Origin of the sequence: Streptomyces sp. NPDC014623 (assembly GCF_043088245.1) — a bacterium.
In the GTDB taxonomy this organism is placed as follows: domain Bacteria; phylum Actinomycetota; class Actinomycetes; order Streptomycetales; family Streptomycetaceae; genus Streptomyces.
In genome coordinates, this window is the sequence record NZ_JBIBZU010000040.1 from 1 (window position 1) to 24,804 (window position 24,804).

At 68.1% G+C, this 24,804-nt stretch carries 26 protein-coding genes; 6 read left to right on the forward strand and 20 right to left on the reverse strand.

What is annotated here, in order from left to right:
• Positions 1-158, reverse strand: a 158-nt coding sequence (locus tag ACF1FZ_RS33920; protein WP_391777236.1) for an IS3 family transposase, incomplete at its 3' end; no start/stop codon positions are given.
• Between the two features lie 1,879 nt (positions 159-2,037).
• Between ACF1FZ_RS33920 and ACF1FZ_RS33925 the strand changes: the two genes are divergently transcribed.
• Positions 2,038-3,492, forward strand: a complete 1,455-nt coding sequence (locus ACF1FZ_RS33925) for a family 43 glycosylhydrolase (RefSeq protein ID WP_391777237.1) — start codon at positions 2,038-2,040, stop codon at positions 3,490-3,492.
• Between the two features lie 53 nt (positions 3,493-3,545).
• A complete protein-coding gene (locus ACF1FZ_RS33930; RefSeq protein WP_391777238.1) occupies positions 3,546-4,964 on the forward strand; it encodes a family 43 glycosylhydrolase in 1,419 nt (472 codons plus the stop codon).
• Between the two features lie 192 nt (positions 4,965-5,156).
• Here the strand turns inward: ACF1FZ_RS33930 and ACF1FZ_RS33935 are convergent, their stop codons facing one another.
• The 3 genes from ACF1FZ_RS33935 to ACF1FZ_RS33945 form a co-directional block, all read right to left on the reverse strand.
• Positions 5,157-5,699: a zeta toxin family protein gene (locus ACF1FZ_RS33935; RefSeq protein WP_391777214.1), complete on the reverse strand. Its 543-nt coding sequence runs from the start codon at positions 5,697-5,699 to the stop codon at positions 5,157-5,159.
• Positions 5,700-5,755: 56 nt separating this feature from the next.
• Positions 5,756-5,947 (reverse strand): hypothetical protein, encoded by a 192-nt coding sequence (locus ACF1FZ_RS33940; protein WP_391777215.1) that lies wholly within the window; start codon positions 5,945-5,947, stop codon positions 5,756-5,758.
• 406 nt (positions 5,948-6,353) lie between these two features.
• Positions 6,354-6,644, reverse strand: a complete 291-nt coding sequence (locus ACF1FZ_RS33945) for a hypothetical protein (RefSeq protein WP_391777216.1) — start codon at positions 6,642-6,644, stop codon at positions 6,354-6,356.
• 48 nt (positions 6,645-6,692) lie between these two features.
• Between ACF1FZ_RS33945 and ACF1FZ_RS33950 the strand changes: the two genes are divergently transcribed.
• On the forward strand, positions 6,693-7,715 hold the full coding sequence (locus ACF1FZ_RS33950) for a nucleotide kinase domain-containing protein (protein WP_391777217.1): 1,023 nt from the start codon (positions 6,693-6,695) through the stop codon (positions 7,713-7,715).
• Between the two features lie 9 nt (positions 7,716-7,724).
• Here the strand turns inward: ACF1FZ_RS33950 and ACF1FZ_RS33955 are convergent, their stop codons facing one another.
• Genes ACF1FZ_RS33955 through ACF1FZ_RS33970 form a run of 4 tightly spaced genes read right to left on the reverse strand, consistent with a single transcriptional unit; the run spans position 7,725 to position 10,154 of the window.
• The gene (locus ACF1FZ_RS33955; RefSeq protein WP_391777218.1) at positions 7,725-8,513 is read right to left on the reverse strand and encodes a hypothetical protein; all 789 of its coding nucleotides are present in this window, start codon (positions 8,511-8,513) and stop codon (positions 7,725-7,727) included.
• A gap of 56 nt (positions 8,514-8,569) precedes the next feature.
• The gene (locus ACF1FZ_RS33960; RefSeq protein WP_391777219.1) at positions 8,570-9,463 is read right to left on the reverse strand and encodes an ImmA/IrrE family metallo-endopeptidase; all 894 of its coding nucleotides are present in this window, start codon (positions 9,461-9,463) and stop codon (positions 8,570-8,572) included.
• Positions 9,460-9,873: a helix-turn-helix domain-containing protein gene (locus ACF1FZ_RS33965; protein ID WP_391777220.1), complete on the reverse strand. Its 414-nt coding sequence runs from the start codon at positions 9,871-9,873 to the stop codon at positions 9,460-9,462. The genes ACF1FZ_RS33960 and ACF1FZ_RS33965 overlap by 4 nt, the downstream gene beginning before the upstream one ends.
• Positions 9,870-10,154, reverse strand: coding sequence for a phosphopantetheine-binding protein (locus tag ACF1FZ_RS33970; protein ID WP_391777221.1), 285 nt, complete (start codon positions 10,152-10,154; stop codon positions 9,870-9,872). The genes ACF1FZ_RS33965 and ACF1FZ_RS33970 overlap by 4 nt, the downstream gene beginning before the upstream one ends.
• Before the next feature lie 97 nt (positions 10,155-10,251).
• Between ACF1FZ_RS33970 and ACF1FZ_RS33975 the strand changes: the two genes are divergently transcribed.
• A complete protein-coding gene (locus ACF1FZ_RS33975) occupies positions 10,252-11,127 on the forward strand; it encodes a nucleoside triphosphate pyrophosphohydrolase family protein (RefSeq protein ID WP_391777222.1) in 876 nt (291 codons plus the stop codon).
• A gap of 141 nt (positions 11,128-11,268) precedes the next feature.
• On the opposite strand, the gene ACF1FZ_RS33980 is transcribed toward ACF1FZ_RS33975, so the two are convergent.
• From ACF1FZ_RS33980 to ACF1FZ_RS33995, 4 genes are all read right to left on the reverse strand, one after another.
• A complete protein-coding gene (locus tag ACF1FZ_RS33980; RefSeq protein WP_391777223.1) occupies positions 11,269-12,348 on the reverse strand; it encodes a helicase associated domain-containing protein in 1,080 nt (359 codons plus the stop codon).
• Between the two features lie 288 nt (positions 12,349-12,636).
• Positions 12,637-13,287, reverse strand: a complete 651-nt coding sequence (locus ACF1FZ_RS33985) for a TniQ family protein (protein WP_391777224.1) — start codon at positions 13,285-13,287, stop codon at positions 12,637-12,639.
• A gap of 139 nt (positions 13,288-13,426) precedes the next feature.
• Positions 13,427-14,440 (reverse strand): TniB family NTP-binding protein, encoded by a 1,014-nt coding sequence (locus tag ACF1FZ_RS33990; RefSeq protein ID WP_391777225.1) that lies wholly within the window; start codon positions 14,438-14,440, stop codon positions 13,427-13,429.
• On the reverse strand, positions 14,434-15,612 hold the full coding sequence (locus tag ACF1FZ_RS33995; RefSeq protein WP_391777226.1) for a Mu transposase C-terminal domain-containing protein: 1,179 nt from the start codon (positions 15,610-15,612) through the stop codon (positions 14,434-14,436). The genes ACF1FZ_RS33990 and ACF1FZ_RS33995 overlap by 7 nt, the downstream gene beginning before the upstream one ends.
• A 241-nt stretch (positions 15,613-15,853) precedes the next feature.
• Here ACF1FZ_RS33995 and ACF1FZ_RS34000 point away from each other — a divergent pair, with 241 nt between their 5' ends.
• Positions 15,854-16,150 (forward strand): hypothetical protein, encoded by a 297-nt coding sequence (locus ACF1FZ_RS34000; RefSeq protein ID WP_391777227.1) that lies wholly within the window; start codon positions 15,854-15,856, stop codon positions 16,148-16,150.
• 56 nt (positions 16,151-16,206) lie between these two features.
• Here ACF1FZ_RS34000 and istB read toward each other — a convergent pair whose 3' ends face one another.
• Entirely contained in the window at positions 16,207-17,004 is a 798-nt protein-coding gene (gene istB / locus ACF1FZ_RS34005) for an IS21-like element helper ATPase IstB (RefSeq protein ID WP_391777228.1), read from the reverse strand.
• On the reverse strand, positions 17,001-18,638 hold the full coding sequence (gene istA / locus ACF1FZ_RS34010) for an IS21 family transposase (RefSeq protein ID WP_391777239.1): 1,638 nt from the start codon (positions 18,636-18,638) through the stop codon (positions 17,001-17,003). The genes istB and istA overlap by 4 nt, the downstream gene beginning before the upstream one ends.
• Positions 18,639-18,645: 7 nt before the next feature.
• Between istA and ACF1FZ_RS34015 the strand changes: the two genes are divergently transcribed.
• Positions 18,646-18,768 (forward strand): hypothetical protein, encoded by a 123-nt coding sequence (locus tag ACF1FZ_RS34015; protein WP_391777229.1) that lies wholly within the window; start codon positions 18,646-18,648, stop codon positions 18,766-18,768.
• 543 nt (positions 18,769-19,311) lie between these two features.
• On the opposite strand, the gene ACF1FZ_RS34020 is transcribed toward ACF1FZ_RS34015, so the two are convergent.
• The 6 genes from ACF1FZ_RS34020 to ACF1FZ_RS34045 all read right to left on the reverse strand — a co-directional run bounded on the left by ACF1FZ_RS34020 (position 19,312) and on the right by ACF1FZ_RS34045 (position 24,424).
• Positions 19,312-19,791, reverse strand: a complete 480-nt coding sequence (locus tag ACF1FZ_RS34020) for a ricin-type beta-trefoil lectin domain protein (RefSeq protein WP_391777230.1) — start codon at positions 19,789-19,791, stop codon at positions 19,312-19,314.
• A gap of 419 nt (positions 19,792-20,210) precedes the next feature.
• A complete protein-coding gene (locus tag ACF1FZ_RS34025; protein ID WP_391777231.1) occupies positions 20,211-20,693 on the reverse strand; it encodes an RICIN domain-containing protein in 483 nt (160 codons plus the stop codon).
• A 712-nt stretch (positions 20,694-21,405) separates the two neighbouring features.
• Positions 21,406-21,804 (reverse strand): hypothetical protein, encoded by a 399-nt coding sequence (locus ACF1FZ_RS34030; RefSeq protein ID WP_391777232.1) that lies wholly within the window; start codon positions 21,802-21,804, stop codon positions 21,406-21,408.
• A gap of 104 nt (positions 21,805-21,908) precedes the next feature.
• Positions 21,909-22,361, reverse strand: a complete 453-nt coding sequence (locus ACF1FZ_RS34035) for a hypothetical protein (RefSeq protein ID WP_391777233.1) — start codon at positions 22,359-22,361, stop codon at positions 21,909-21,911.
• A gap of 228 nt (positions 22,362-22,589) precedes the next feature.
• Complete coding sequence (locus ACF1FZ_RS34040; protein ID WP_391777234.1) at positions 22,590-23,834, reverse strand: hypothetical protein; 1,245 nt, start codon at positions 23,832-23,834, stop codon at positions 22,590-22,592.
• Between the two features lie 14 nt (positions 23,835-23,848).
• Entirely contained in the window at positions 23,849-24,424 is a 576-nt protein-coding gene (locus tag ACF1FZ_RS34045; RefSeq protein ID WP_391777235.1) for a hypothetical protein, read from the reverse strand.
• Positions 24,425-24,804: the final 380 nt, after the last annotated feature.

Genomic DNA, 24,804 nt, shown 5'->3' on the forward strand with positions numbered 1-24,804 from the left:
GGCGGCGGCCGGTCGGTGATGGTGGTGCGGTGCCGGCGGCGCAACCGGACCCCCTCGATCCCCAATGCCCGCATGATCCTGGCGACCCGCTTGTGATTGACCGCCTCGCCGCCCGTGGGGCGCCTCCCACATGAGGCGGCCCTGACAGCGCGGTGAATTCTCGTGGTGAGGTGGCGTGGTGAGTTTCGGAAAACTCACCACGGCAGGCCAGAGGCGACAGACGCTGCTCACCACGAGGCAACCGCGGCACCCGGGACCCGCCTGGTCCGCCGGAGCCCGCCGTGGCGCGCTCCCACGGCTGACAGCGACTTCGACGGCCCGGAGGATTCCGGTGTGGCATGGGCTCGCCCCTGGCGTCTCGGGCCCGTCAGGTGCCCGGAGCGGTAGTTCCGTCGCCGGTGCCAGAAACCGGCCTCCCGTTCCGGGCACGGACACCCTGGCACACGCAGGGCCGCAGCGCGGTCGACAGCAAGGGCGACTTCGAGGGCGAAACGCGGTCGGCGTGAAGTCCCGCAACCATCCCGACACCATGACCGGCGCCATCGCCGATCGGACGAGGGCTCGGTGAGCGACGCACTCACCACGGCAGTTCAGATGCGTTGGGTTGTGGTGAGTATGGGGTCGTGCCGGCGAGGAGTGGTCGCCGGTACGACCCGTAAGGGCTGCCCGCCCGGGCTGAGTGGGCCTGGCGGGGGTGTGCTTGCCGTGGTGAGTTTCTCGGGTACTCACCACAGCAGCGCTGGGAGCTGTGGCTTCCGGAGCTAGATGGTGGTGCTCCGGAAGCCACAGCGAGTCGGACGCTTCCTGCCGGCCGGGCAGAGCGAAGCGTCCAGCCGCTATCACCCTTACCTCTTGGCATCTGCCGCGGGCGCCGCCACGCGTGAGAGAGGCGCACACATCACCGGCCCGGTCCTCGGCCGCCTCTGCCTGCACACCCAGGTGCGATCTCTCGGTTCTGTGACAGTGAGGGCTTGTGCGTTAGCGCAGGTCAGCGCCGGTTTCCCGGGTGGAGCGAACTGTCATGGGTGTGAGAGATCGCGGCGATTCCGCTGCCACGGGGCGGTACTCGCGCAGGTGGCGCACTGACACGAAACCGAGAGATCGCACTTTGTCTTCCTCGGGGCGTTCCCCGTATACGTGGGACGCCCCACGGGCGTCACCGAGGTAGACGAGGGCAATCTTCGCGTTCCCGTACACGTGGGCTGCCCCGGCGTGGCGGCTTATTTCAGGGGCGATCTTGTGGAGTGTGCGGCGGAGTGCCGGTTCGGTGGACGAGGATGGGAGGTCTGTGACTGCCATCCGAGAGTGGTGGCCGGTTTGGTGGTGAGGAGGCCTGGGTGCGGTTACTGACTCCGGCGGGCACGACCGGGTGAGGACCCCCAACCCCAGTCGTTCCAATCGCGATACCAGCACACCGCTTCAACCGCCCGGCTCCCGTAAAAGCAACGGCATTGCCATGCGTTCGACAGGGGGAGAAAGTCATGCCAACTCCGGAGGCCGGGCGCCCCATTGCGGGGCCACCAAGAAGGTAATGGGGAAGGGGGATCTACGGGCGGGGCCGGCCCCGTAGGCGATCGGGCCCGGTGAACGGGCCGACGGATAAGGGGACGACGGGCCCCGGTGGGGAGCCCTCGCCGTTGTGGGTGTGTGACTCGCGTTGTGCGAGTGTCGATCGGCGTGGAGTGCAGCGTCAAGAGGGGGAGGGGAATGGGCGACGGGTCGAACGACATGGCGCGGATTCTCGCCAATATCCGCAGGTGAGGCGCGATTCGGCGTCCCGTTCGAGCGGTTGGACGAAGGCGCTCGGTGGGGGTCACGGCCTGAGGGGCGGCGGCCGCCGCGTGATGTGGAGTGCGCGGGAAACCTTGCCGGAACCAAAGCTGTCGGAACCGTTGACGCGTACAGGTCGGGTGCCTATGTTCTGGTCGAAGTTACGTACATCGTCCGGTATATCGAACGTGACGTAGCCGGTGGCTGTCAGCTGCCCGCTGTCGAAGGGGACTCGCTTTGTTCCGCACACGCTACTGGTTCGCCTTCATGGCGGCGCTGCTCGTCATGCTCTCCCCGGTGGCCACGCAGCCCGCCGCGGCCGCCGAGGGGCGTCCGTACACGAACCCCGTCAAGTCGCAGAAGGGCGCCGATCCCTGGCTGGAGTACTACAACGGCCACTACTACCTGGTCACCACCTCCTTCACCGGGGTGCTGACCATGCGCAAGTCGCCCACGCTGGCCGGCCTGTCGACGGCCCCCAGCGTCCAGGTCTGGAGCGACACCACCTCCACCCGCAACACCAATTTCTGGGCGCCCGAACTGCACTTCGTCGACGGCCGCTGGTACCTCTACTACTCCGCGGGGCAGGGCGGTGTGGCCTGCTGCGACTCCCAGCGCACCTACGTCCTGGAGAGCGCGGGCAGTGATCCCATGGGCCCGTACACCTACAAGAACCAGCTCACCGGTTCGAACCTCAGCCCAGGCGGCTGGCTGATCGACGCCAGCGTGCTGCGCCACGGCGGCAAGCTGTACCTCCTCGGCAGCGGGTCCGTCAACGGCAGCAAGCAGAGCCTGGTCATCGCCCCGATGAGCAACCCGTACACGGTCAGTGGCTCCACCTTCACCGTCATCTCCAGTCCCACCCTGAGCTGGGAGACGCAGGGCGGCACGGTCAACGAGGGGCCGGAGCCGCTCTACCACAACGGCAAGACGTTCGTCGTCTATTCGGCGAGCGCCTGCTGGGGCCCGGATTACAAGCTCGGCCAGCTCGAACTGACGGGCAGCGACCCTCTGCGGGCCTCCTCCTGGACCAAGAAGCCCACACCCGTCTTCTCGCGGAACGACTCGGCAGGGGTGTACGGCCCCGGTCACAACGGCTTCTTCACCTCGCCCGACGGCACCGAGAACTGGATCGTCTACCACGCCAACGACTCGGCCTCGGACGGCTGCGACAACGGCCGCACCACGCGCGCCCAGAAGTTCACCTGGAACGCCGACGGCACCCCGGACTTCGGCGCCCCGGTCGCCCTGGGCACCACCCGGCCCGGCCCGTCCGGAGAGACGGCCGCCACGCCGACGGCGTACACGCTGGTGAACCGCAACAGCGGCAAGTGCCTGGACGTCACCGGCGGCAACGCCGCGGACGGCACCAACATCGCACAGTGGACCTGCGGCGGCGGGGCCAACCAGAAGTGGCGGATCGAGGACCTCGGCAACGACACCAGCCGGCTCGTCAACGTCGCGACCGGCAAGGTCATGGACACGGCCGACTGTTCCGGCGCCGACGGTGCCGATCTGCGGCAGTGGTCCTGGCTCGACAACAACTGCCAGAAGTTCCGGCTCGTGTACACGGCCTCGGGTGACTACGTGCGGATCGTCAACGAGAGCAGCGGCAAGGTGGCCGACGTCGCGGACTGCGGCACGGCGAACGGCGCCGACGTACGGCAGTGGACCTGGCTGAACAACACCTGCCAGCAGTGGCAGCTCAAGCCGGCGGCATGACGGCCGTGAAGGAGACGAAGACAGTGCGACGATACGACATCACCAGGGTGATCATGGCTCTGTTCGCCACGCTGGCCATCCTGGCCACCGCCACCCCCGCACACGCGGCGGCCCCCGCCTCACCGGCGGTGACCTTCACCAACCCGGTCGCCGAACAGCGCGCCGACCCGCACATCTTCAAACACACGGACGGCTACTACTACTTCACCGCGACGGCCCCCGCGTACGACCGGATCGTCATGAGGCGGGCCACCACCCTCCAGGGGCTGTCCACCGCAGCGGAGACGACTATCTGGAGCAAACACGCCAGTGGTGACATGGGCGCACACATCTGGGCGCCCGAGATCCACTTCATCGACGGCACCTGGTACGTCTACTTCGCCGCCGGGTCGACGAGCGACATCTGGAAGATCCGGCCATACGTCCTGGCGACCGGCGCGGCCAACCCGCTGACGGGCACCTGGACCGAGAAGGGCCGCATCGCCCTTCCGCTCGACACCTTCTCCCTCGACGCCACCACCTTCGTCGTCGGCTCCACGCGCTACCTCTCCTGGGCTCAGAACGACCCGGCGGTCGGCAGCGGTACCAACCTGTACCTCGCCAGGATGTCCAACCCGTGGACCATCAGCGGCACCCCGGTCAGGATCTCGACGCCCACGCACTCCTGGGAGACCGTCGGCCACCGGGTCAACGAGGGCCCGGCGGTCATCCAGCGGGGTGGCAGGGTCTTCATGAGCTTCTCGGCAAGTGCCACCGACAGCAACTACTGCCTGGGCCTGCTGACCGCCGCCGCCGGCGCCGACCTGTTGAACCCCGCCTCCTGGACCAAGAACCCGAACCCGGTCTTCACCAGCAACACCGCGACCGGCCAGTACGGTCCCGGGCACAACACGTTCACCACGTCCGAGGACGGGAAATCGGACGTACTCGTCTACCACGACCGCAACTACAAGGACATCAGCGGCGACCCGCTCAATGACCCCAACCGCCGGACGCGCTACCAGAAGCTCTACTGGAACGCTGACGGGACCCCGAACTTCGGCATTCCGGTCGCCGACGGAGCCACTCCCGTCCGCTTCTCCTCCTTCAGCTTCCCCGACCGCTACATCAGGCACTGGGAGTTCCGCGCCAGGCTGGAAGGAAACGTCACCAACCTCGCGGACTCGCAGTTCCGCGTCGTGTCCGGTCTCGCCGGCAGCGGCACCGTCTCCCTCGAATCGGCCAACTTCCCCGGTTACTACCTCCGCCACAAGAACCACGAGGTGTGGGTCGAGAAGAACGACGGCAGTACCACTTTCAAGGGCGACGCCAGCTTCCACCGCCGTTCGGGCCTGTCGGACACGGCCTCCGGGGTCTCCTTCGAGTCGTACAACTTCCCCGGCCGCTATCTCCGCCACTACGACGGCCTGCTCGTGACACAGCCCGCGGCGACGTCGGCCGCCAAGGCAGACGCGACGTTCCACGCCCAGTAGGAGGCACCGGCCGTCCGCTGCCGATCGGGAGCGGACGGCCGCGCGAGCGTGCGAAGCGCGGCGAGGAGCCGGGAACGGCAGGAGGAACCGCGCTCGCGGATCGGCCGGGTCGGTCGGGCTCGACCGCACGCGGAGGTGCCCCCGCCCGTGGCCCGAGTTCCACCGGTCGGGGGGCTCCGGTAGCCGCGTGGGTCACTTCTCCGCGGAGGTCAGGCGCGAGCGCCGCAGGCCGTACGGGCTATCACCGCTGACCGCGCCGTCCAGGAGACGGTCCAGGGTCCCGAGCTGGCTCCACGCCTCCACGGTCGCGACCACGACGATCTCGATCCGGTGACCGGAGCGCCGGTACGCCGCCGATGCTCTCCGAAACTCGTCCGCATCGGCGAGGGCGGACTCGACGACCGCGTCGAACCGCCGCGCGCGGACGCACTCCTCGACTTCGGCCTGCCAACGGCCGGTGTCCGGCCGTACCTTCGCGCCTGCGGTACGAATGTCGGCCGCCAACGCCGCGGTGTAATGGCGGTGGGCGGCCTTGTAGAGGTCGCGGCAGACCCGCACCGCGCCGCCCCGGCGGTCGAGCGCGGCCTGAATCCAGTCCGCGATCTCCGTCTTCCCCGCTCCGGGCTGACCACCGACGATCACCACGACCGGGTGCTCCTGGGATACGGCGCCCTTTGTGGCCGCGGGCAGGATCACGTGCTCCAGGACGTCCTGGCTCTCGCGTGCTGAGAGCACGGCGTAAGCGTCCAGGTTTTCCACGGGGCCTCCAGGCCCGGTCGGTGCGGTGGCGGTCAGTAGTCGTCGCGTTCGGAGGGCGGTCCGTACTCCTCGATGAGGCCGCAGGTGCACGTGTCGCTTTCGTAGGACGCCTTGTCGCATTCGTCGTGGTGGGTCCGCTGCGGCGGACCTGCCGGCGGTGCGGACTGTAGGGCGGGCTGCGCCGGGGTGGCTTCGATGGCTGGTGGCGGTCCGGCCCAGTCCATGCCCAGCTTCGCGAGTGCGGCTGTCCGCGATTGGCCATTGTGATCAGTGGGCGGTGGCCTGGCCTGTGCTGATCAGTTTGGTGTGTGGCTGAGGGCACGTGATGGTGATGCGTCCATCGTTGCAGTTGCTGCGAGCGCTGGCCCTGGGCTGGGTATGAGCTGCGGGTTTGTCAGTTTGCTGGTGGGGTGATCAGGTCGTGTCATCTGCGCTGCGCATGGTTTAGGTTCAGTGATCGTTGTTATGCGGCGGAGCTTGGGCGACCGTCTTTGTCTGAGTAGGACGTAGCGGCGGGCAGACTCGAATGCGCCTGATCGGGGACAGCGGCGGCGTGGGTCAGCGACCCGTTGGCTGGATTACCGGACGGCACGGGGCCGTAGCGATGTGACCTGGGAGGGCTGCAGGTCGTTATGGCGAGGTGATGCGGCGTGGGCCGGTGACGCGTACGGCGGGTAGATCGTCTCGGTCTTCGTCGCCGGCAAGTGCGTCGGCCGGCAGGCGGCGGTAGTGGTGGAGCAGAGCTGCCACCTGCTCGGGCTCGACCCCGATGGCTGCCACCAGCGCGGCCAGTAGTTCGGCGCGGGAGGTGCGTTCGCCGGCTGCTGCGGCCGCGCGGACCAGGATATTCAGCCTGCGGTCGATGTCCTCGGGCCAGAGCACCGAGGTTGTGCGGCGCCGCTGATGGCACAGCAGCTCCATGGCTCCTCCTCAGTGACAGCGGGTGTATATCAAATATATATTGCGTGCATGGTGACGCTGCTGCAAGACCGTAAGGCCTCCTCGCGATCCGGCTCCGTGCCGGGAACGGTGCGGGTCGCGGGCCGGGAACTGCGGCCGACGCCGGTCTTCGACACCTACTGGTGTTTCGCTTCTGCTCGGCAGGCCATCTACGAGGCCCGTCTGGCCCGGCGGGCCCAGCCGTGGACCGATGATCCGATCCTGGCCGGGCACCGGTTTACCAACTGCTACCGCGCCGCTGACCGGGTGAGCCAGGCCGTGATCGGCGACGTGATCTACCAGGGCCCGCAGGAGTGGGAGGACGTGTTCTTCCGTACGCTGTTGTTCAAGATCTTCAACAAGGAGTCCACCTGGCGGCTGGTTTCGCGCGAGGTGGGGGAGGTGCGCTGGGAGGCGTACGACTACCGGGTTTACGACCAGGTGCTGTCAGCCGCATTCGGCCGGGGGGAGCGGTTGTATTCGGCTGCCTACATCGTGCCTCCGCCGCAGCTGGGTGAGGAGCGCAAGCACCGTAACCATCTGCGGCTGCTGGAGATGATGATGACGTCCAGGGCTCCGGAGAAGGTTCTGAGCGCACCCACGCTGCGGGAGGCTTACGAGGTCCTGCTGGGCTATCCGGCCATCGGGCCGTTCCTGGCATATCAGTTCGTGATCGACCTCAACTATGCGGCTGAGATGTCGTTTTCGGAGATGGACTTTGTTGTTCCCGGCCCTGGAGCGCGGGACGGGATCCGCAAGTGCTTCGGTCCGGCGGCGGATGGCATCGAGGCCGAGGTGATCCGATACATGGCCGATACCCAGGACAAGCATTTCGCCCGTTTGGGGCTGCCCTTCTCCGGCTTGCGGGGGCGCCCGTTGCAGTTGATCGACTGTCAGAACCTTTTCTGCGAGGTCGACAAGTACGCGCGCGTCGCCCACCCGGACATCGCTGGCATCAGCGGCCGCAGCCGCATCAAGCAGATCTACCGTTCCTCGGCGGCCCCAGTGCCGGCTTGGTTCCCGCCCAAGTGGGGCCTTAACAGCCCCTGCTGACGGGGCTTCCTACGCTGCCAGGATTGGGGTGCCGCTCAGTAGCGGCCGTATGGCGGTGATCGGTCCGTCCAGGTGGGCGTGCCCGGCCACTACGGTCAGCGTGCCGGGGGACAGGTGGGCCTGGTTTGCGATGTAGGCCAGGAGTCTGCCCAGGCCCAGGTAGTTGCCGTATGCGCGTTCGAACATGTAGTGGCTGCGGTACAGCGCTGCGGCGTGCACTCGACTGTCGCGGTCCAGTTGGAAGGAGACGTGGCTCAGACAGGGAAAGCCGCGGTAGAGGTTGTCGCGGTCGGCGGCATGCACGAGCAGTTCGGCCGGCAGGTCGCCGTCGGTGGGGTGCGCGAGGTCGGCTTCGTAGGCGGCGGTCATCGGCCCTTTGCCCGAGGCCTGCTTGCGCAGGCGGCTGATGATGTTGCCGATCTGATCGATGTCGGTCTTCTTCGCGCCAGGATAGGCGACCAGGCGGCCGAAGTAGGTGCCGTGGGCGTTTCCCGGGAACTTCTTCAGCCGTGCGTACATGGCGCGGTATCGGGCCACGAGGTCGGCGTGGTCGGCGGCTCGGGCGGCGAGGCCAGCCGGGAAGATGGTGCCGGCCACGGTGTCGATCGGCTCATGCCGTTTGGCGGTGCGCAGCCGGTCCAGTTCTGTGCGGAAGCCAGGGTCATCTGTGGTGGGGTCGGTGATGCGTACGACTGTGTGCAGGCCAGTTCGCGATGGGTTGTCTTTGCGGTCCAGGGCATTGCAGGCGGCGATCCAGGCGCGGGTGACATCACGGCCGCTGACATCGAAGCTGATCATGATTTTCCTCCTGGCACGGTCGACAGGTCAACAAGGAGTTCAGCGGAGAAGGTGCGTCAGTCCAGCCAGACGTCGTGCACACCAGCGCGAGGTGAATCACGTACGACCGTCAATTGCATGGGCTCGTCCAGGCCGGGTGCCGACACCTCCAGCACGGCGGATCCGCAGAACTCGTCGGTCATCACCGCCGCCTCGACCTCGGCCGCTTGCCCAGCACCGGTCCACCGGGCCAACCCTTTGGGCAGGGAGATCAAGGAGGCCTCCTCCTCTTGAACGATCAGCACATCACCGACATCGGCGTGCACCTGCTGCAGATGGGATGCAGCGGTGACGACATGAACGTGAGCGTCCGCGGGCAGGGATGTTCCGCCCGCCAGGGAGCTGCGGAGCGCGGCCGGAGAGATCTTCGCCCACTGGCGGGCCCGGTCCGCTCCCAGCAGGCGAAGGTTCTGCATCTGCCGCACAGTGCCCGTATAGGAGGTGCCCAGCTCCCTCGCCAGCTGATACACGTGCTCCGGGCTGGTCGGCTGTCCCTGGCAGATCCGGTCGAGCCCTGCGAGGACCGCAGGGCGTGGCATGAGGAACCAGGCGGCGAACGCCTCTGCGGTCTTCTCTTCGTCCGGCCAGCTGCCGTTGCCCCAGCGCAGTGCCGGACTGAGGTCGTCATCGGCCGCGCTGCGGTGCCGCAGCTGGTGATGCCCGAGCTCGTGGGCCGCGGTATGCCGCTGGGTGACGATGTTCAGGTTGGCGTTGAGCAGAACGGCCGGTCCCTTGTCGGCGGGGGAGAGGTAGACGCCGAACAGACGGGGCATCGGTTGCGCCATGCCTACAAGGTCGGCCCTCCTCAAGGCCTGATAGACGGGTACGTAGCGGGTACGGTCGATGCCAAGGTCGCGGTGGGCCTGGGCGGCTGCGATTCCGGCGATGCGGTGCGCTACCGCCCAGTTCACCGCTGGCTGTCCTGTACCGCAGATTCCTCCTGCTCCTGTTCCTTCTCGGCCGCGCGCCGCAGCGAGAGGTACTCGGCGAACTCCATTACCGTCTTTTGGTCGCCGTCGGTCAGCTGGGCCAACGCGCGCGGCAGTCCCGCCAAGGCGTACTCGCCTGCGTCTGCGTCCTCTTCCTCGGCGAGGAAGTAGGTCACCGGCTGCCGGTACAGGCGGGCGAGCTTTTTCAGTTCCAGGCTGTCCACACGCCGCTCGCCGCGCTCGATGTCACTGATCGCCGAGCGGGGGATGCCGGTGTTGTCGGAGACGAACTGCTGCGACATGTTGAGGTAGTCACGAGTCTTCTTCAGCCGCTCGCCGAGCTGCACGAGCTCGGGGTCGCGGGTGCGGGCTTCAGAGGGGGAGGGAGTCATGGTTGCTGCCTTTCGTTGATGGCCTCCTTCACCGCCCGGGCGAAGGCCTGCACGGATCGGGTGGCCTGAGCCGACTGCCGGTCGGCCGGTATGGCGATGGAGTAGCGCTCCTCGATACGCGTGAGGATCTCCACGATCAGGAGTGAGTCGACTGGCAACTCCGCTCCGCCGTCCTCGAGGTCGGCCCTTACCTCGGCCGCGGTCTTCTCCTGCAGCTCTGCCAGGAACTCGATGACGACCGAGATGATGTCGTTGATGTCCGGTGTAACGGTACTCAGCACTCCCTCCAATCGTCTGCATTTCCGACGCCGCTGTCCTAGGGTACGACAATGTCGGTTGATCCGACAGTGGTGTCCCATGAACAGACAAGGGTAAGACATGGACTTCCAGCGCTACCAGCAGGCCGCCATCAAGACCCTCCAACCTCCCGCCGAAGACACCGATCCCGTCCTCGTTCCTCTTCTTGGTCTCGCCGGCGAAGTCGGCTCACTCACCACCGCCTACAAGAAGCACCTGCGTGACGGACCTGCCTACGAGCAGGGCAAGCACCAACTGCGCGAAGAACTCGGCGATGTTCTGTGGTACGTAGCCGCCCTTGCCCACCGCTTCGATCTCGACCTCGACGACATCGCCACTGCCAGCCTGGAAAAGACCAAAGACCGCTGGCGCCCCACCCCTGACACTGAACACACTCGTTTTGACGGCCACTTCCCCGGCCATGAACGTCTTCCGCGCCAGACCACCCTTACCTTCACGCCCACCCTCCGAGACGGCCGCACCGTCATCGTCCTCACCAGAGAAGACGGCTCCCCCGCAGGCGACCCCCTCACCAGCGCCTCCCACGTTGAAGACGACTACCGCTTCCACGACGCCTTCCACCTCGCCCACGCCGCCGTGCTCGGATGGTCCCCCGTCACCCGCTTCCTCCTCGGTCGTAAACGCAAAAGCCACCTCCGCACCGACGAAGCCGAAGACGGCGGCCGCGCCATCGCCATCGAGGAAGGCATCTCAGCCCTCGTCTTCTCCTACGCTGCACGCCACCGCTACTTCGCCGACATCAACCACATCGACAACGAACTGCTCACCACCATCAGCCATATGACCGCCCACCTTGAGGTCAGCATCTGTCGCGCCGCAGATTGGGAGCAGGCCATCTTCACCGGCTACACCGCCTGGCGACAGCTACGTGAACAAGACGGCGGCACCGTCCACCTCGACCTCGACCGACGCCTCCTTACCGTCGATCCGCTATGACTGGAGGGTTAAGCGGCAGACACCCACCGCGTATCTAGAGCCGAGGCCTGAAGCGATACAGCTCAGTGCTGCAAGGTGCCCAAGTCGGCTGCCCTACTCACGGAGACGCTCCGGCTTAGCGACCGCCGCGCGGCGTCGACCTCAAAGAGTTGCGGAGCCTGCAGCTCCTATGGCGTGGCCGGACGTGTCTTTTACGTCCGCGGTCGGGGCCGCAGTCCGCCTTTTCGGGGTTGTACGTGCGTGGTCCCGGGTCGCGCGGGCTACTTCGGTGGTGATGCCGATACCAGCGAGGAGCTGCTGCTGTTCCTCGCTGAGTTCGTCGTACGTGCTGCACTGGCGCCGCAGCCATCGCGTAGATAGGGAGTCGTCGAGGTCGATGAAGCTGGAGCCGGGACGAAGAGGCCGACGGTCCGCAGCGCTGCGGGCGCGGTCATAGCTGCGCTGCCATTTCAGATGCCAGGGCGGGCACCACCAGGGGTCGATGGCGGCGAGGGCCTGGGCGCGGCCGGCGGGCAGAGGCCGGTGGCCGGTGCGCTGGTAGTTGCGCTGGTTGGCGAGCCACTGTCCCAGGCGGAAACCCTCGTGGACGGTTGCGGAGGTCATGGAGGCCAGGCTGCCGTGTCCGGCGGCGTAGGAGCGGGCGTGGGCGAGGGCTTCTTCGGCGCCTGCCTTGAGGTTGCGTCGTCTGGGCCGGGCCGCGGCCACCGCCGCGGCGTCGAGTCCGATGTGGGTGAGGAGGCGTTGTTGTTCGGGGTGGAGGGTGGGGTAGCGGGTGCACTGCAGGTAGAGCCATTCGCCGAGGCTGTAGCTGGTGGCGGGAAACCCGCGGGCGGGCTCGAGCGGGCCGTGGGCTTCGGCGTGATCGCGGGCTTGGTGCCAGGTGCGCTGCCACAGGGTGCTCCAGGGCACGTTCCACCACGGATACAGCGCGTGGAGGGCGCCGGCTTGGTGGGCGGGCATGCGGGTGTGGCGTGCGCGGGTGTTGGCGAGCCACTGGCCCAGCGGATAGTCGGCAGGGGTGTCTTCTTTGGGGACGGCGAGGTGCCCGTGCTGCTGGTGGTAGGCGTGGGTCTGGGCCAGGCCTGTCTGGAAGGCTTCCTCGGCCTGGAGACTGTGGCCGCGCAGCCGTCTGGCGGTTCTTGCCGCAGGCGGGGTGCCGTCGGTGGCCGGCGGGTGGGGGAGGAGGTCGCTGAGGGGGCGGGGCCAGTGCGATGAATGCACCTTCCACAGTGTGCGCTGCGCCGCAGGTGTGGAGGCCGCGCCGGTGTGTACGCACGAGTGGGCCCAGGTGTACAGCGGCCCGTGGGTGACGGTGGCGAGGTGAAAAGCGAGCCACGGCCGTCCGAGCCGGCCAGCGACCTCGGCCAGCAGCCCCGGTAGTTCGCCCAGCCGGTAGGGGAGATGGCCGCTCGGTTCGGCGACAGTGCGATGCTGCAGAGGCCGGCTGACCAGTAGGCGTGCGAGGGTGACGGTCTCGGGATAGGTGATCAGGTCGCGGGCGGCGACCTTTCACCAGCCCGGATCAGCGCCGGTGGGCCGGGTGGCCTCGAGCCGGGTCGGCCACAGATGCTCCTTATTCGGCCAGGGCTGGTCCCACCAGGAGCCGGTGATGGCGCGGGCGACTTCGAAGGCCTGCACACCGGCAGGGGAGCGGCGCAGCAGTCGGACATGCCGTCGCTGGGCGTCGACCACCTCCGGGCACAGGCCAAGAGGCACGGGCAGGCCGTTGGTCCCGGGCAGGAACAGCAGCCAGTACCGGTGGCGTGCGCACACACGGTCCTCGGGCGTCAGGTACTGGCGGGCGGGCACCTCTCGTCCGGTACGGGCGGCGGTGCACGCGGGGCATGCCGGCCCCCAGGCGGCGACGACCTCCTCACCACGCATCAGCCGCCCGACCGGGCCGCTCCCGTATTTGCCGCACGGCTCTTCCCGCCTCCATGCGGGCAGGGCCTCCTCAAGCACCCGCGGCGGAACACGGCAGAGTGCGGCGACCCGTTCGCGGGCCTGGGCGTTGAGGTGGATCTCGCTGTCCGGGTACAGCATCTCGGTGAGGTTCTGCTGGCCACCGACATCGGTGACGTCGGCCAGCACCTCACGGATGCCGAGGTGGTAGCGGGCGGCGATTCTGTTCAGGAACGACAGCGTCAGCTCCCCGTTCAACGGAGCGATGCGTCCTGCTGCGCCGCCCCTGATGGCGGGCGTGATTCCGCCAGATGCAGCTTGTTCACGTCCCGTCCATCGGCCCCGGGGCAGGCGAACAGGCACGGACGTGTTGCGCCGGTGCGCCATACCGGTTGCCCTACTGCTTCCGCCGTACGGGCCGGGCTTGGGCTTCGGCGGCCGCGTCAAGCTCGACCTCGCTCAGCAGCTGCTTGGTGATGCGTTCGGTGCCTTCGGTGAGGGCGATGAGGGCGGCTTCGCGGATGAGGGGGGAGAGGCTTCCGATCCGCCCTGCGGTGCGGGCATGGAGGTAGGCGGCGTGCTTGACCAGGGTTCCGGGCCGGTGGGCGCGCAGCCTCAGCAACGTCTCCATGGCCCTTACGAGGTCGTCCCAGACCGACCTGTCCTGCTCCGTGGCATACGCCAGCGGGCGGTGGCGGAAGATCTTGAAACGGCCGGCGATCTGCGCTCCGCGCACCCCGCTGAGCAGGGAGGAGGTCTCGACGTCGATCGCGGAGTACACGAAGGTGGCCGGGATGCGTTCGCCGAGGTGCTTCAGCTGGTCAGAGGTTTCCGCGCCGGCGCGCCGCTGGGTGTCCAGGAGGTGGACGTCGTCGATGAGGACCAGCTGGGTGCCCAGTTCGCACAGCAGGTCGCAGACGGCGCCGGTGATCTGGGTCTGGTTGAGGCGGTCGGTGACGGGCATGCCGAGGAACCGGGCGAATTCGCTGACGAGCATCTTCGGGGTGGCGGCCGGCGGCACGCTGATGAACAGCATGGGCCTGCGCTCTGCCTGGCCGGGGTGCTGGCGGGCGTCGGCCAGCTGGAAGGAACGCCCGAGCGCCATCATCGTGGTGGTCTTACCCGTCGCGGCCGGGCCGGAGATGATCAGGCCGCGACGGGCGCCGACCTGCTGGCGGCGGTTGAGCAGCAGCAGCCGGCGTACGGCGGTGAACACGCTGTCCATGGCCGGGGTGCGCATAACGGCGAGTTCGGAGTGGTAGTCCTCGCGCTCCGCCTGGGACCAGGCGCCATCGGTGACGTCACGCGCGGAGGCCTGGGCTCGGTGGACGAAGGCATCCCATCCCTGCCATACGGTCGGAGGGGCCAGCGGGGCGAACCCCACGGCACCGGTGGAGATCGGGTTCACCATCGCAGGGACTCCTCGAGGGGGTCGTGGACCGTGACCTGGGGACGCCTCGGCGCAGGCAGGCCGGCTTCCTGTACCGCGCCGGTTGGGGAGTCACTCTGCGGTGTGTGTTCAGTCGGCCAGATGCTCAGGGCGCCGTCGCCGGTCACAGGCTCCTCGTCGTCCTCGCTGTCGCCGAAGACGTTCTCACCAGGCTCGTCGGCTTCCGCCTGCGGCTGCCGGCCGTACAAGATCCCCCACACCGCACCATCGGTTGCGGCAGTGCGAGCGCGGGTGGCGACGATCTTCTCCCGCTGGGTGCCATGTCCGGCGGCGGCGCGTTCCAGCAGCTCGCGCAGGGCGAGCGCCAGGTCGTGTTCGTGTTGGGCGCGGTCTGCGCGGCGGGCGACGGTGCGCTTGATGTGCTGCCAGGCGAAGTCGGTGAACGGGGCGCTGACCAGGGTGTGGTGGATCCACGGCACCGCCTTCCACCCGTATCCGCGCGGCTGGTCAGGCTTCGGCAGGCGTACCCAGATCTGGCCGGGAGCGTGCGGGTTGTAGTGGATCTCCCACAGGCCGTCCGCCGCCGGCGAGGGCTCGCCGCGGTGGGGGTTGAGGACCTTGTGGTCGTAGGTGCGGTAGTCGATGCGGATGCCGTAGTCGTTGATCTTCTGCCGCTTGACGGGCATGAGCTCGATGTAGTCCTCACGTCCCAGCGGCACCGGGACGTACCCGCATACGGCGACCAGCGCCGCCCACATCTCATTCGGCGACAGCGCACAGCGGGGCATCATCGGGTGCCGCAGCCCGTCATGCTCACGCTCCTGCCATCCGCAGATGATCCACTCCTGCAGCAGGTCGTCCAGCTGGGCCAGCGTCCACACCGCCTCTCCTTCGGCGTCCTGGCCGCGCTCGCCGGTGTGCGAGCCCGTATAGGCGGCCACGTGCTGCACGAACAGTGTGTTGATCGAGGAGAAGGTGCGCTCCACATGCCCCTTGGCCGGCCCGTTGCCCGGCGGCGTGGGCTGCACGGAAATGCCCAGCGACTCGCAGGCGGCGATAAACGAGGACGACACGAACACCTTGCCCTGATCTACCACGATGGTCTGCGGGGTGATCACCGGCCGCGCCACCGCGCCCTCCAGCCGGGCATCCACGCTCAGCAGCCGCTCGTAGGGCACCACCGAGCTTTCCATCGCCAATGCCTCGGCCCAACCGGGCCGCATCGGCGCCGGGACCATCATCTGGGACAGCAGCAGCGCCGCGTCGGCGCTGTGGCTTCGTTCACTTCAAGCGGCAGCGTTTGTTCAGCAGTATGGGCGGCAGTTCGTGATCGACTGGCTCGCTGATGTTCACGAGAAATGAAGGCAGTCTGGTGTCCGAGCATCCGGGATGATCGGGGGAGGAGTTCGGATCTGCGAGGGAGGGAACGGCGCGATGGCGATCAGTGGGCTGAGCCAGGAGAGGACGGCACGCCTTGAAGTGCTCGTCGACGAGTGCCGGCCGCTGTTGGCAGGGGACGGCGGGATGGCTGCGGTGCAGCGGCTGCTGAGTGAGCGCCGGGTCGAGGTGCTTGATGCGGTGGTGATCACGCGTGAACTGCTGGGGGCGGGTCCCACGTCGCTCGCGGAGGCGAAGACCGTCGTTCTGACGAGCCCAGGCAGAGGGCGTGAGCTGACGGTGCACGAGCAGTTCATGGACGGCTTGGAGCAGGACGGTGCCATCGGCCAGTGACAACCGGCTGGTCAGCGCCCCGCCACCCAGGAAGGTGGCGGGTTGCAGGAAAGCTGTCAGACGGCCTTGGCTGGTTCTTCGGCTCGGGCTCGGGTGCTGGCGAGGCGGTAGGAGTCAGTGCCGGTTTCGATGATCGTGCCGTTGAACGTCAGGCGGTCGACGATGGCCGCGCAGAGGCGGGGGTCGGTGAAGGTCTTGGTCCAGCCGCCGAAGGACTCGTTGGAGGCGATCGCGACGCTGTTCTTCTCCTCGCGTTCGGTCAGCACCTGGAAGAGGAGCTCGGCGCCGTGCCGGTCGAGTTCCATGTAGCCGAGCTCGTCGATGCAGAGGAGATCAACACGCCCGTAACGGGCGATCGTCTTGTTCAGCTGCTTCTCGTCCGCAGCCTCGACCAACTCGTTCACCAGCTTCGTGGCCAGCGTGTGGCGGACCCGGTAGCCCTTCATCGCGGCCTCGGTGCCCAGGGCGATGAGCATGTGGGACTTGCCGGTGCCGGAGTCGCCGATCAGGCAGAGCGGCTGACTCTTCTTGATCCACTCGCAGCTGGCGAGGGTGTGGACGGTGGCGGCGTCGATGTTGGGGTTGGCGTCGAAGTCGAAGGCCCGCAAGGACTTCTCCCGTGGGAAGCCCGCGGCCTTGATCCGTCGTTCCGAACGACGCCTGGCCCGGTCGTCGCACTCGGTCATCAGCAGCTCGGCGAGGAAGCCGCGGTAGGTCATCTGGTCTTTGATCGCCCGGTCGGCGATCTCGTTGAACTCGTTGCGGATCGATGGAAGCCGCAGCAGGCGGCAGGCGGTGTCGATCGCCGCGTCGGCGGCCTGCTCGGTCAAGCCTCGCTGGCGGGGCAGGGTCACTGGGCTTCTCCCTCATGATGTCCGCCGCCGCTGGTGCGGCGACGTCGTAGCAGTTGGTCGTAGGGGGTCACCGACGGCAGCGGCCGGGTGTCCGGGGGAAGGTGTGCCAGGCGCCACTCGTGCAGCGACGTGACGGTCGCCGGCGTCTCACCAGGCAGCCCCAGAACGGATGTGCTGAGGGCCGGTTCGTCCTTCGCCTGGGCGGCCTTGCGGGCCTCCAGCGCGACGGCATCGGCGGTCAAGGCGCCGGCCCGCAGAGCGGTGGCCAGGCCCGCGACGACGTGCTCGTGGGCGAGGTGGCGGTTCAGCAGCAGGACCTCGATCAGTGCCCGGGTGCCGTCCCGCTCACCGTGAACCTTGCGGGCCTGGGCCCACCAGGCGTCGTGGACCGGGGTGAACTTGCCCGCCGAACGGGCCTGTTCCAGGGCTGTGGCGCCGGGGAAAGCACCGGGCTTGCGAATGAGGGCTTCGAGATAGTGGTCCAGGTCCAGGCGCAACCCGCCCTTCGCGATCAGCCTCTCGTGCCGGGCTACCTCGACATTCCTGTCGTAAACCACCAAGTGAGAGGCATGCAGGACGACGCGCACTCGCTTGCCGATGAACCGGGTCGGGACCGAGTAGCGGTTGGTTCGGACGTTGATCTGGCTGTAGCGGTCGACCCTTGGCGTGAACAGCCGACCCGTCTCGAACGGCTCCTGAGGCAGCGGCATCAGCAGCGGCTGCTCGACGGCGAAGTACTCGTCCACGGTCCGAGGCCGCGAGCCGATCCGGCGGTGCCCGTCGTGCAGGTCCCACTGATCGACCATCTCGTTGAGCTCGGCGAGGGAGTCGACTTCCGGGTCCGGAGTGAAGTAATTGCGGCGGAAGTAGCCGATCATCCCCTCGACGCCGCCCTTCTCATGGGCGCCTTCGATGCCCGGGCGGCAGTAGAAGCTCTCGATGTTGAAGTGCGAGCGGAAAGCGATCCACCGGTCGGTCTCCACCCTCGCCCGGCTCAGCCCCAGCACCTGGGCGACGGCCGACTTCAGGTTGTCGTAGCGGATCTTGGTCCGGGGAACCCCGCCCAGCGTGCGAAGCGCATGCACGTGCCCTTCGAAGAACGCTTCCTGGCCGCACGAAGCGAAAACCCGGTGCACGGCCTTGCCCGAGTAGGACAGGCGAAGCGAGAACAAATAGCAGGTCACCAGCTCGCCGGCCAGACGCACCGTCACGTCACCGAAGTCGACCTCAGCCTCGTGACCGGGCAGGTGGGACTGAGGCACGAACGCTTCCACCGGGGCCTTCCCCGAGGCCGCGAGGATCTCCGGCTTCCGGTCGGAGACGTAGCGCCGGACCATCTGGTAGGACACGTCGACGCTGTGCTCCTCGACCAGCCGGTGGAAGATCCGGGTGATCGTGTGCCGTTGCTTGCGCGGCGCGTCGAGGTCCGTCCGCAGCATCTCGTCGATCACCGGCTTGTACGGATCCAGCGCGGTCGGCCGCGGCGGAAGCTTCTTGCGCGGCTCTGGCCAGACCGAGTCCACGGCCTTCTTCACCGTCCGCCACGACACGTTGTACTTGCGCTCAAGCTCGCGCATCTTCATGCCAGCTCGGTGATCACGCCGGATCGCCGCGTACAACTCGACCTTCGACATCTGCGGCATGACCAGGACCTTTCACCAGGAGCACCCCGATGCTGCCCTGGCAAGTACCCCGGTGCTGTCGAAACTCGTGAACATCACCCGACCGTGGATCTGGGTGCCTCCCAAACCCGTGAACAACTGACGGCACTACTGGTGAATAAAGCCACGCGGAAATACCAAAACTGCATTCACCTGACCAACACCACCACGAGAAGACCGCACGCCGAGGCGCGGAAAACAACCCGGGAAACTACCCGTGCAAATGCTGCGCCCCGCCTCCGAAGGGTACGCGGAGGCGGGGCGCAGGGATGGAGCGTACACGCGCGAGGGCGGTCCGGTGAGCGGGCGTGCAAGCGTTGGAGCCGCGGTCAAACCTCGGCTGGGGCGTGCAGGCCGAGCTGGACCGCGGCCAGGGCGATCGCGTCCCTAATGCTCAACGCCTCGCCGTCCCGGCCGGCCTCCGCCCGCAACAACTCCGCACACGCTCAGCATCGGACCGCGCTACATGGGCGCCATCCGGCTTCCCGGAAAACGACACCGCCCATCACCACTCACGCGGCACCGGCCCCGAAGAACACCCAAACCAAACAACACCACACCAGTGAAGACAGATAACACCCAGCAGTGAAGAACGCACGACGCCCATCAACCAACCAGGGCAGTTGAGCCCCTATATGGTCCTGCGTCAGCCGTACGTCACGTACCACCGCATGTACGGGTTGCTCGTGCTGAGCTGACTTGTGTAGGCCTGGCCCTTCTTGTTCGAATCCAGGGCCCTGCCGTTGTAGGCGCTCTTGAGGATCTTCATGCCGTAGTGATCGACGAAGGAGAACTGCTGCTTCTTGCCGTAGTTGCACGGCTGGGCGCTGACGCCGTCGCCATCGTCGACTTCGAGGCACTTGCCGGTCATAACGTTCCGCAGAGCGTCCGTCACTGCCGCTGGATTGGCGATTTGTATACGCCACTGCTGATACGCATTCTGCATTTCCTCGTCGCAGCCCTTGGTGTAGACATTGCCCTGCATGTCGGAGTCTAGGCAGAGCCTCGTCTCCTCGTTCATCAACTGGGCTCCTACGGCCGCGTTCGCGGTACCGGGGACGGCCAGCAGCACAGCACTAGCTCCCAGGGCTGCCGCCAGTCCGGAAATAAAGGTTCGCTTACTCATGATGCAACCTTTCACGAATCTACTGACAATGCCTTCGGTGCGACATTCACAATGCGTCCACCAGGCCATCGGGACAGACGCCCTGAAGCGACGTCTCCTGCATAACCGTGCATGTGGGGATCAGTGCGCGAAACCGGCCGATGACCCTAGTGCCGGAATCCGTTCCACTGGAAGTCCGGTACTGGAAAACGGTGATGCGGGAACATTTTCCGCGAATCGACCGCATGACCCGGGACCCTTACGACGGCGAAGCGTCCTCTTCACCGAGTTGTCATCGCCCGAGCCGCCGCAAACCCATTGAACGGATCGGACCGCTTCCAGGAGGCTCGCACCGGACTGCACCCCTGAAGTTAGGAAGGCGAGCCCAAGACCCAGGGACCCACAACCGAGCTCGAACCTGCCAGACACAACTGTGCTGCCTACCAGAACCACCACTGCATGTACAGGTTGCTCAGCGAATGGGGGCTCGTGTAGGCCTGGCCCTTCTGATTCGAATCCAGCGACCTGCCGTTGGCGACGTTCGAGAGGACGTACCTCCCATTATCGACGTGGTTCAGCGTCCACCGCTGCGAGGCCCTATCGTTGCACGCTGCGGTCACAACGGAATCGCCGCTACCGGCTTGAAGGCACAGACCGGTCTGCCTGTTTTCAAACTCAAACTGGTTGCCATCGTTGAGCCCGACCCACCACTGCTGGTACATGTTGTCGTTCCGGCACGTTTTCGTGTAGGCATTGCCCTGCGCGTCGGAGTCTAGGCAAAGCCCCGTCTGCACGTTCTTCACCTGATCGGGGTAGCCGGGTTCGAGTCCCATGGCACTCGCGCTGCCTGCCATACCGGAAAACAGGATGGCGCTCGCTCCCAGGGTTGCCGCAAGCCCTGAAAGAACAGTTCGCTTCGTCATCGGAAAATCCTTTGGTGAGGTGGAAGTCCGTCGCGGCTCGGGCACGACCCGATCGCAGGACCGATCGGCCGCCTCCGGTGGCGCCCGGCCGGAATCCACCGGCGGACACGCGTTCCGCGAAGGAGCGAAAAACCCGGCGGCCGTAGAGGAGCCGCGCGTTCACGCACTCCTTGATTCAACTCGACGCGACAGGGACAGACCATGCACTTCCACCCGCAGAAGTAGCAGACCTACTTCTGCCGGACGGCTCCTCCGTACTGCCGGTCACACCAGGCACAGGATCCATAACCGGGGCGCACCGGACTCCACTCGCCGCGGTCATCCCGCCGCGGCCGCCGGCTCCCCGCCGAACCGCGGCCTCCGCCACAGTCACGTCTGTGCGGAGCCGCTGGAAGCGCACCGGGTGCCGGTTAAGAACTCTCAAACCTGAGACAACATCAGCTGCCATGCGATAAAGCCCCACGACAGCGATCCCATCCATCAACCTCTCACCCCATGACAGCGGCCCACCCACCCGTAAACACCCACTGACCAGCCCCGCAACACCCATCCCCGGACCAGCGCGACCGACTCTCACCACCACCGACACCAACCCGAGAGATCGCAGTCGGCCTCCCCCGCGACACCGTGGCGGCCTTCGCGGGGCAGAGCTTGGGCCGGGCCCTCGCCCTGGCGGGGTGCCCCGGATGGGCGTAGACGCTTCTCTGCGGGGTCAGGGGCGGGTCTCTACGGACCAGTCGATCACCGTAGGCGAGAGCGGGCCGTCGTGTGGGGCCGGTACGTCCTCGGGGTCGGGGTCGGGGACCTGGGCGCCCTGGTGGTCGGCCGCGCGGCGCAGTGCCGTGACGATCGTCTCTGTTGCGGCCTGCCAGGCGAGAGCGGCCCGGCCGGACAGGCCGGGCGGGAGCGCGCCCGCAATAGCCGCGAGGTCGGCGGCGCGCGCGAGGGTGCCGGCCTCCACCAGGACTACCTCGTCTTCGGCGTCGAGCACATGGCAAGGGCGGTGGGTGTCGGCTGCCGCGCGGACGAGCCGGGGCCGGACCGCACGGGCACGGGCCCGGTGATCCGGGGTCCTCTGATGGTGGGCGGTGCCGGGGACAGGAGTGGTCACACCCGCTCAACGGCCGTACGGCGCCCCGGAGTGCGGGCGGGCGCCGTGGTGGGCCGATGCGCACGGTCGAGCTGCACGGCGGGCCTGTGGACGGGGCCCGGGAGCTACTTCAGGTTGATGCACGCCTGCTTTCCGGTCTCTTTGATCTGCACGCAGATCTTCGTGTGTACCGGGTACTGGGGCCCGGTGCGTCCGTCGCGGCCCCAGTGGGTTTCCATGAATCCGGCGCCTTCGACGCGCGGGGCGCGCTTCCATCCGGAGGCGGCCGTGAGCTTGCCTCCGGGCCGCTGGTACAGCCACCGGGCGTGATACGCCCGGTTCCCGGCGGTCGGGTTCGTGGAGGCGTACACCCAGCCGACGCCGCGCGTCTTCGACCCGGCCGTGTGCCAGTGCTTCACCACGATGCCCGGGGCGCACCCGCCCTGCCTGCCGGAGCCTCCGACGCACGCGTTCTCCCGGCCGTGCTTGTACGACGCCGCGGAGGCCGGAACGGCGCCGGTGGTCAGTAGGAGCAGGGCGAGCGTGGTGGCTGCGGCGGTGTCCAGGATTCGGTTCATGATCGGACAACCGGCCGGTGTCCCGGCAGGGGACGCCCTCGCCGCGCACACCACACGCCCGAGTGAGCCGGGGCGTCCGGCCGGTCGCTGCACCGGCCGGACGCCGTGAGCGTCTGGCCGGTGGGAGTGCGACCCGTGCCGCGAGGAGCTGGAACCCTCTCCTGCGAGTGGACCCGGGCCACCGGCACCATCCGGCACACCGCCTAAAGACCCGTCCGCGCTCCGGTCTCAGGCCGGCTGTTCTACCGGGGCGTGGCGGGTCAGGTGCGCGCAGCGCACCCCGCCCGCCGGATGCCACTCCATCACGGGCTCGGCGGTGCGCCCGTGCTCGGTGCAGTAGGGGGCGGGGGCCAGGCCGCCGCAGGCCTGCCGCTCGCAGCGGCAGGCCTCGCCCGGGGCGGGGTAGGGGACGGCGTGGCGGATCAGGCCGCCCGTCGGCCTGGTGCCCGTCCTCGGTGCGGCGGTGCCGCGCAGGCCGGCGGGCCACGCGAGGGTGATCCGCAGGCCGCCCGACCCCGCCCGGTACCGCTCGGTCACCCGTACCCGGCCCGGTACCGCGAGCGGGGGTGTGCCGGGCGCGGTCAGGCGGCGGACGGACACCCCGTCCCCGCTCCCGTCGGCAGTGAGCGCGGCCAGGGTGTCGGCGGCGTTGTCGGTCGTCCAGCCGGACAGGCGGTCCTCGTCGGCCAGCTCCAGGACCGGGTCATCGAGCCGGAACCGGCGCTCCGCTGCCTGGTCGGACCACAGCACGAGGGTGGCCGAGGGGACGCCCGCAGGTACGGCGATCTTGTCGTGGGCCAGGAGCCAGGACACCACCGCGGATCGGGCGAACCGGGGGTGGACGTCGGTCCCGGCGACGGGGTCGGGGAAGTCGTCGTGACGGCGGCGCCAGTTCACCACCGCCGCCCGTCCCACCCCGGCGATCCGCGCGGCCTCCGCCAGGAACACCGTGTCTCCCTCCGGGCCGGGGCCGAGGGGGTCGAGCGCGGCGAGCGGGGAGCGGCGGCCCGGGGCGAGGGTGCGCAGGGCGTGCCAGTCCACGGACGGGCGGGTAATGGGCAGGAGGGCGACGTCCTCGGCGGAGTACAGGGGGACCGTGGTCCACCCGCCGTGGCGCTTGTAGTTAATCTCCACCGTGCCGGTGGGGGCGATCCAGCCGAGGCGCACGACCTGGTCCCAGTCGGTGCGGCGCACGCCGAGGCGGCGGGCGGCCTGGTCGGGGCCGAGGGGGACATGCCGGTCCAGGAGCGCGGGCAGGTCCCGGCGGCGGGCCAGGGTGGCGACTTGGTCGGGGTGCACGTCCGGGGTGGCCATCTCGCCGCCGAGGTAGGCGAGCAGGCCGGCGCGCACGAGGTGGCCGACCGCCGTAGCGGTCACGGGCGGCCGGCCGAACGGCAACGGCTCCCCCAGCGCCTTGTTCAGCCGCTCCGCCGCCCACCACGCCCCGCTGGGCTGTGGATCACGCAGGCGCAAGGGTGGCGGTGCCGTTAGTGGCGGTGAGTGTAGGCCTCGGCCCAGGTAAGGACGTCGCGGGTGCGTTTGGTCTCCCCGAACTGCTCCAACATCTCCGCGACGGTTCCGGCGAGTTCGGCGGCGCCTTTGGCGTCTTCCCGTATGAGAGATCGCCATGCCGCATGTGCGTTCCGTGCGGTTGTCAGGGTGTCCTGTACGGGTTGGGCGTGGGCGTCGCGGCGGCGGTTCGCGGTGCGGACGAGGAGGTCTACGACCTCGTACCAGTCGTCTCCCTGGCGCAGGACCAGGGAGGCTCGCAGGGAGAGCAGGTTGACCGTGTAGGGGTGCAGCGGGCCGTACTGGGATTCCAGGTCGGCTTCGAGCTTGGTCGCAAGGGCGACGGCTTGCGCGAGGTCTCCGGTGCGTTCCGCGGTCCGCAGGGCGGTGTAGGCGGGTTCGGCGTCCGGCGGCAGGGGTGCGGTCCAGTCGGGGGCCGCGGGGGCCGGCGGGGCAGGTACGGGGGCGGTGGGCGCCGGCGGTGGGGCGGACGTGGTCGGCGCGGGGTGCGGGGCGTGCAGGGTGAGGACGTTGCCCCCGGTGTCCATGATCATGGGCCAGGTGGTTGCCGTCGGCCTCCTTCGCCACAAACCGCACGGGGCGGCCGTACAGGGCCGCTTTGATGTAGATCTCGGCGAGGGCGGCCCGGGCTGCGACCCGGGGTGCGACCCGGGCTGCGACCCGGGGCGCGACCTGGTCGCGGCCGTCGCCGCCGTGCCACGGTGCAATGCCCGAGTGCGTCGGGGGGAGCCGGGGGTGTCTGCGCAGGTAGGACGCGTGGCAGTACCGAGTGCTGCCATGGGGTGGGTGACCTGGTCGGCTCAGGGCGTGTCGCCGACCCAGTGGAGCCGGTCGGGGTCACCGGAGCGCCCTTCGTAGTGGGTTCGTCCGCCCGGCCCGTACGTACCGAGTTCGGCGATGAGTGCCGCGCCCT